This window comes from Mesorhizobium sp. M7A.F.Ca.ET.027.03.2.1 (assembly GCF_003999175.1).
Taxonomy (GTDB): Bacteria; Pseudomonadota; Alphaproteobacteria; order Rhizobiales; family Rhizobiaceae; genus Mesorhizobium.
Window position 1 is genome coordinate 1 of sequence record NZ_RZOM01000330.1, and the last position, 5,671, is coordinate 5,671.

At 65.0% G+C, this 5,671-nt stretch carries 6 protein-coding genes; 3 read left to right on the forward strand and 3 right to left on the reverse strand.

The window, feature by feature from the left end; translation table 11 throughout:
* The first annotated feature begins 43 nt into the window (after positions 1-43).
* Complete coding sequence (locus EN750_RS16095; RefSeq protein WP_189526238.1) at positions 44-460, forward strand: hypothetical protein; 417 nt, start codon at positions 44-46, stop codon at positions 458-460.
* 60 nt (positions 461-520) lie between these two features.
* Here the strand turns inward: EN750_RS16095 and EN750_RS16100 are convergent, their stop codons facing one another.
* Complete coding sequence (locus EN750_RS16100) at positions 521-970, reverse strand: ester cyclase (RefSeq protein ID WP_127396995.1); 450 nt, start codon at positions 968-970, stop codon at positions 521-523.
* Between the two features lie 248 nt (positions 971-1,218).
* Between EN750_RS16100 and EN750_RS16105 the strand changes: the two genes are divergently transcribed.
* Complete coding sequence (locus tag EN750_RS16105; protein ID WP_127396996.1) at positions 1,219-3,315, forward strand: EAL domain-containing protein; 2,097 nt, start codon at positions 1,219-1,221, stop codon at positions 3,313-3,315.
* A 54-nt stretch (positions 3,316-3,369) separates the two neighbouring features.
* Here EN750_RS16105 and EN750_RS16110 read toward each other — a convergent pair whose 3' ends face one another.
* Positions 3,370-3,564, reverse strand: coding sequence for a hypothetical protein (locus EN750_RS16110; RefSeq protein ID WP_164748793.1), 195 nt, complete (start codon positions 3,562-3,564; stop codon positions 3,370-3,372).
* A gap of 320 nt (positions 3,565-3,884) precedes the next feature.
* On the opposite strand from EN750_RS16110, the gene EN750_RS16115 reads away from it, so the two are divergent.
* Positions 3,885-4,598 (forward strand): 3-keto-5-aminohexanoate cleavage protein, encoded by a 714-nt coding sequence (locus EN750_RS16115; protein ID WP_127396997.1) that lies wholly within the window; start codon positions 3,885-3,887, stop codon positions 4,596-4,598.
* Here EN750_RS16115 and EN750_RS16120 read toward each other — a convergent pair.
* The coding region (locus tag EN750_RS16120; protein WP_145967698.1) for a serine hydrolase domain-containing protein at positions 4,595-5,671 on the reverse strand (1,077 nt) is incomplete at its 5' end. The two genes, EN750_RS16115 and EN750_RS16120, sit on opposite strands and share 4 nt — an antisense overlap.

Below are 5,671 nucleotides of genomic sequence, written 5' to 3' on the forward strand. Positions count from 1 at the left end.
GGCGCATCAGGAGCCGGCTGAAGCTGCCTCCGGCTCTAACCCGCTGGCCGACAAGGTGCGGGCTGCCAACAGCCGGTTCATCGACGTCAAGACAGCGGTATCAGAGGGCTATTCGCCTATTCCCTGTGCCAGCGGCATCACCGGCGGCGCCATGGGCATTCACTATGTCAACGGCCGGTATCTGAACGACGACAAGATCGACATCGCCCGTCCCGAAGCCGTGATGTACGAGCCGTTGGCCGATGGCGCGCTGAAGCTGGTGGCGGTCGAGTACATCACTTCGAAAGGACCGGCATCGTTGGACGGCCAGTTGTTCAACTTCAACAGCGCCCCCAACCGCTATGGGCTGGGTGAATTCTACGAACTGCATGTCTGGGCCTGGAAAGGCAACCCGACAGGTACGTTCGCCGACATGAACCCGAAAGTGTCATGCGAGCACGCAATGGCGCCGAGCCAGTAAGCAATGAGGCCAGGCGGCATTGACGCCGCCTGGCCCGAACGATCGTTTTGCCTGATCGGCTCAGGCGGCCTTGATCAGACCGAGCTGGGTGAGGGCGGCGACGCCGTCATCGAGGCCGATCTCCTCGACGATCCTGCCGTCGACCACCTTCAGCACCGTGGTGCCGGTGAAGCGCATGGTGCGGCTGGTGGCGGCCGGCAGCGAACCGGCGAGGAAGTCGCCGAAGGCCGGACCGGTATGCGTGCCGCCGCCCTCCCACTGGCCGACGACATAGTCGCCTTCGGCAATCAGGTCGGCGGTGGCCCAGAAGTTGAGGTCCGGGAAGGCGGCGCGGAAGCCGCTCATGAAGGCCTTGATGTCGTCGCGGCCGCGGCGCGGCTCGTGCAGCGAGTATTTCAGCAGCATGTCGGGTGCCGCGATGTCGTCGACGACGGACAGGTCGCAGCTTTCACCCCAGAAGTCGGTGAACCATCTGACGACGACGGCCTTGTTGTCTTCTTGCTTGGTCATTGGGAGGTCCTCTTGTCTGTGCAACGTGATCATCGGCGCCGCCGATGATCCGGGATCATCGGATTGGCGATGACCTGGAGCCATGACTAGGAACATCCGGCCGATGCGAAACTCCGGTTCTTGCCGGCCAATCGAAGAGCAGAGGCGGCAGGTGAGGAGCCAACAAAGCAGCCCGCCATCGCCGCGGTAACTGTTTCTTCTCTGGTTTTGCCGCAGATTGCCCTGCGGTGGAGCAGGCGAAGCAGACGATGGCGCGTCAGGGCAAGAAAAGTCGCAATGGAACGTTCTGGGCCAAGGCCCTGGAGCGCGCCCATCTTGGTGTCTGGGACTGGGATCTTGTAACCGGCGACTGCTTCTATTCCGCGACCTGGGCGCGGATGCTGGGCTACGATGAGAGCGAGCTTGCCGACACAGCCGACCTGTGGCTGCAACTGACCCATCCCGACGACCGCGAGCGGGCGCTGACCAGCGGCGACCGCCACATCGCCGGACAGACCGACGCCATCGAGACCGAACTCAGGCTGAAGCACAAGCAGGGCCACTGGGTGTGGGTGCTCGATCGCGGCGGCATTGTCGAGCGCGACGCCTCCGGAAAGCCGCTCAGGCTGATGGGCGTGCAGACCGACATCACCAAGCAGAAGGCCGCCGAAGCCGAACTCGAGCAGGTCAATGTGCGCTTCCGGCTGGCACTCGCCGCCAGCGGCACCGGCATCTGGCACCACGACATCGCCACCAACAAGAGCTATTGGGACGCCCGCACCAGAGACATATTCGGCCTCGTCGCCGATACGGACGAAGTGACCGCCGACCTCTGGCATACTTTCCTGCACCCCGACGACAGGGAAGCCACCGAGCAGGCGCATTTGCCGACACCCGGTTCGGACCGAGTTACCGCCTCCCGGTACCGCATCATCAAGCGCGACGGCGTCATTCGCCATGTCGAATCGCTGGTGCGCTTCATCGCCATTGCCGGTGCGGCGGGCCAGGTTCATGGCACGGTGCGCGACATCACCGAGGAAAAGCTGCGCGAGCAGGAGCTCGCCTATGCCGCCCGTCACGATGCGCTGACCGGCCTGTACAACCGCTCCGCCTTCGACCGGCTGCTCGCCGATCATATAGCGGCGGGTGCGCCGCTGGCGGTGTTCTACGTCGATCTCGACTACTTCAAGGCGCTCAACGATTTTGCCGGCCACGCCGCCGGCGACCTGGCGCTGAAGAGCGTTGCCGCCGGCATCCGCGCCTGCCTGCCGCCGACAGCACACGCGGCGCGGCTGGGCGGCGACGAATTCGCGCTGCTGGTGCCGCATTGCGATGCCGCGCAGGCCGAGCGGATCGCCGCTGCCGTGCTTGGCGCGGTGCGCGAGGCCGATCTCGGCGTGGCCGCGTCGACCCGCAAGCTGGCGGCCTCGATCGGCATCGCTTTCGTCGATGATGCCAGCACCACGGTCGCCGACGCGCTGGCCTGTGCCGACGACGCCTGCTACGCAGCCAAGGCCGCCGGTCGCAACCGCTTCGCGGTCTTCTCCGCGGCAGCAGAGGCGGGATTGGGCGGGCTGAATGCCGCGCGTGTCGCCGCTGACACCGTCGATGCCATGGAAGACGGACGGCTGAAACTGTTCGGTCAGGAAATCCACCTGCTCGGCAAGCCGTGGCTGGAAAGCCGCCATGTCGAAGTGTTGGCCAGGCTCGCTGCCCGCAACGGCCGGCTGGTGCCACCCGGCGAGTTCATTCCGGTGGCCGAGAGGTTCGGCATCGCGTCGCGGCTCGACCGCTGGATCATCCGCACCGCGCTGTCGCGGCATGGTGCCGCCTTGCGTTCGGGGGCGTTGACGCTTGGCTTCAATCTGTCGGCGCAGACGCTGAGCGACCCGCAGCTTTGGGACTTCGTGGACAACGTCATAGAAGAAACCGGGGCGCCGCATTCGGGCATCGGCTTCGAGATCACCGAAACCGCCGCCGTCACCAATTTCGACGCGGCCGAACAGTTTGTGCGCAAGGCGCGCGAGCGGCGCTGCCGGGTCAGCCTCGATGATTTCGGCGCCGGTATGAGCTCGTTCGAATATCTCCGGCGGTTCCCCGTCGACACGATCAAGATCGACGGCTCCTTCATCGAACACATCACCCAAAGCCGTTTCGACCGCGAGATCGTGCTGGCCATCACCAGCATCGCCCGCAGCCTCGGCTGTGACGTGGTCGGCGAGAAGATCGAACAGCAGGACACGCTGGCCATGTTGAGCGACATGGGCGTCGCCTTCGGCCAGGGATTTTTGCTGCACCGGCCAGAGCCGCTGGAACGAATTGTCGCGCGTGCGACCAAGGGAGCGACGGCCCGCAAGGCATCGTGATCCGGGTGCGGCGAGTTTCAGGCCAGGCCGAACTGGCCTGAAACTCGCCGCATTCTATCCGGTTCGGCGCGCCGTCGATTGCGGAAACTCCAGCACTCCAGCCTCGGGTCGCCTGTGCTGCGCTTCCGTCACCGCTTCGATCAACAGATCGAGCGCTTCACAGGCCGCGCGACTCGTCTCGTCGTTGCCTTGCAGATAATGATAGGCTCGTTCGAGGTGGATGCGGGCGGCTGAAAAATCGCTGGTCAATGGTCCCTCCATGATCCCGCCCTAGAAGACCTTGCCGGAGACGAGGGAACGCCGGGTAAATATCCACAAGCGGCTTTTATTCAAATGCCGCCGAATGTTGCGGGGAGGCGCGCGGCGTTGATGCTGCCAATCTCCCCCCGTGGGGGAGATGTCCGGCAGGATAAAGGGGGGCGCTGTCCTGCCGACCTGAACAATCAGATTTTCGATCTGTTTCGCAGCCTGCACGCTTGATGAGATTGAAGATCTCCCCCACACGGGGGAGATTGGCGGCTTCACCGCCGCGTGATTAGACTGTCAACTTCCTGCGCAAGGTGAGACCGATGATCGTCCAGGCCTGCATCAACGGCGCGCGCGTGCGCGATTTCCACCCGAAGCTGCCGCTGACTGCCGAGGCAATGGCCAGCGATGCGGCAGCCTGCGTCGCCGCTGGAGCGGCCGAACTGCACATCCATCCGCGCGGCACTGACGGGCGCGAAAGCCTGGCAGCCGTCGACGCCACCGTGCTGGCGGTGCGCCGGACCTGCCCGGGAACACTGGTCGGCGTGTCGACCGGCGCCTGGATCGAGAACGACGTCGAGCGGACCCGCACGGCGATCGCCGGCTGGCGAGACCTGCCCGACTATGCTTCGGTCAACCTGTCCGAACCGGATGCGCCCGCCGTGATGGAACTGCTGCGCCAGCGTGGTGTCGGCATCGAGGCGGGGCTTGCCGTCGTCGCCGATGCCGAGCGCTTCGTAGCGCTTCCCGGCCACGACCAGGTGCTGCGCATTCTGATCGAGATCGACATCCCGGACCTGTCCGCTGCACTCGACGAAGCGCATGGCATCGTCGCCGTGCTCGAGCGCGCCGGGGTACGGCGGCCGATCCTGCTGCATGGCGTCGATGCAACTGTCTGGCCCTTCGTCAAGCTTGCGCATCGCAAGCGCTGGTCGACACGGGTCGGTCTGGAAGACGGCAATACGCTCGCCGATGGAACTGTGGCGAAGGACAACGCGGCGATCATCGCTGCCGCCGTGGCGATCTTTCGCGGCTAGTTTTCCAGAATGATCCTGATCGCCTTATCGACCACCGGATGGAGGCCACTGGCCTGGAAGGACAGCCGGTTGCCGGAGCCGACATTGCTGGTCATGGCGATGGTCAGGCCGGACAGCGGGTCGTGCAGCATCACGGCGACGTAGCCGGGGATGCTGCCCTGGTGGCCGTAGAAGGCGCGATCGGCGTAGGCGCTCTGGAACATGCCGGCGCCGGTCTCGCGCATGCGTGTGCCAGGGAAACTTGCCGGCACGCGGTGTTCGAACATCTCGGCGAAGAACGGCGGCGACAGCAGCTTTCCGGAAAAGAGACCACGCATGAAGCTCACCATATCGGACGGCGTCGACACCATGTCGCCGCAGCCATAAGCGGCGCCGAACGGGAAGGAATCGGAGGAATCCTGCAAGTCGTCGGAGTAGGGCAGCACGCCATCCATGCGCCACATCTCGCCGCCCGAGGCGATGTCGGTGGGCGCATTCGCTGGCGGCGGGGGGCGGTGGTAGTAACCACGCACCATCGACTTTTCCGGAAAGGCTTCGGTGGCCGGCGACCAGGTGTTTGTCAGGCCGAGCGGGTGCAGCACCGCGCTTCTGACATAACCGCCCAGCGACTGGCCGGAGACAGCCTCGATCACCATGCCGGCCAGAACATAGCCGGTGTTGTTGTAGACGGCGGGCCCGCCCGGCGCCTTCTGCTTGTCGGAAACGAAGGCTATGTCGACCAGCTGTTGCGGCGTCCATTGCCGGCTCGGATCCATCGGAATGTAATATTCGAACTCGGGCAGGCCGCTGCGGTGGTTGATCAGCTGGCGCACCGAAATGTCTTCTGCTCCCGGGAGGTCGGGAAACCAGGAGGCGATCGGCGCGCCGAGCTCGAGCTTGCCGTCCTGAGCGAGCTTGACCAATGCGGCGGCGACGAAGGTCTTGGTGCAACTGCCGATCTTGAACAGGCGGTCGGGCGAGACGGCAATGCCATGCTCCCGGTCGGCGAGGCCGGCAGTGAGGGCGGTTGGTGCGGCGCCTGTGGAGTAGGCGAGCGAGGCGCCTACCGCGCCACCGGTGAGATAGGTCTTGAG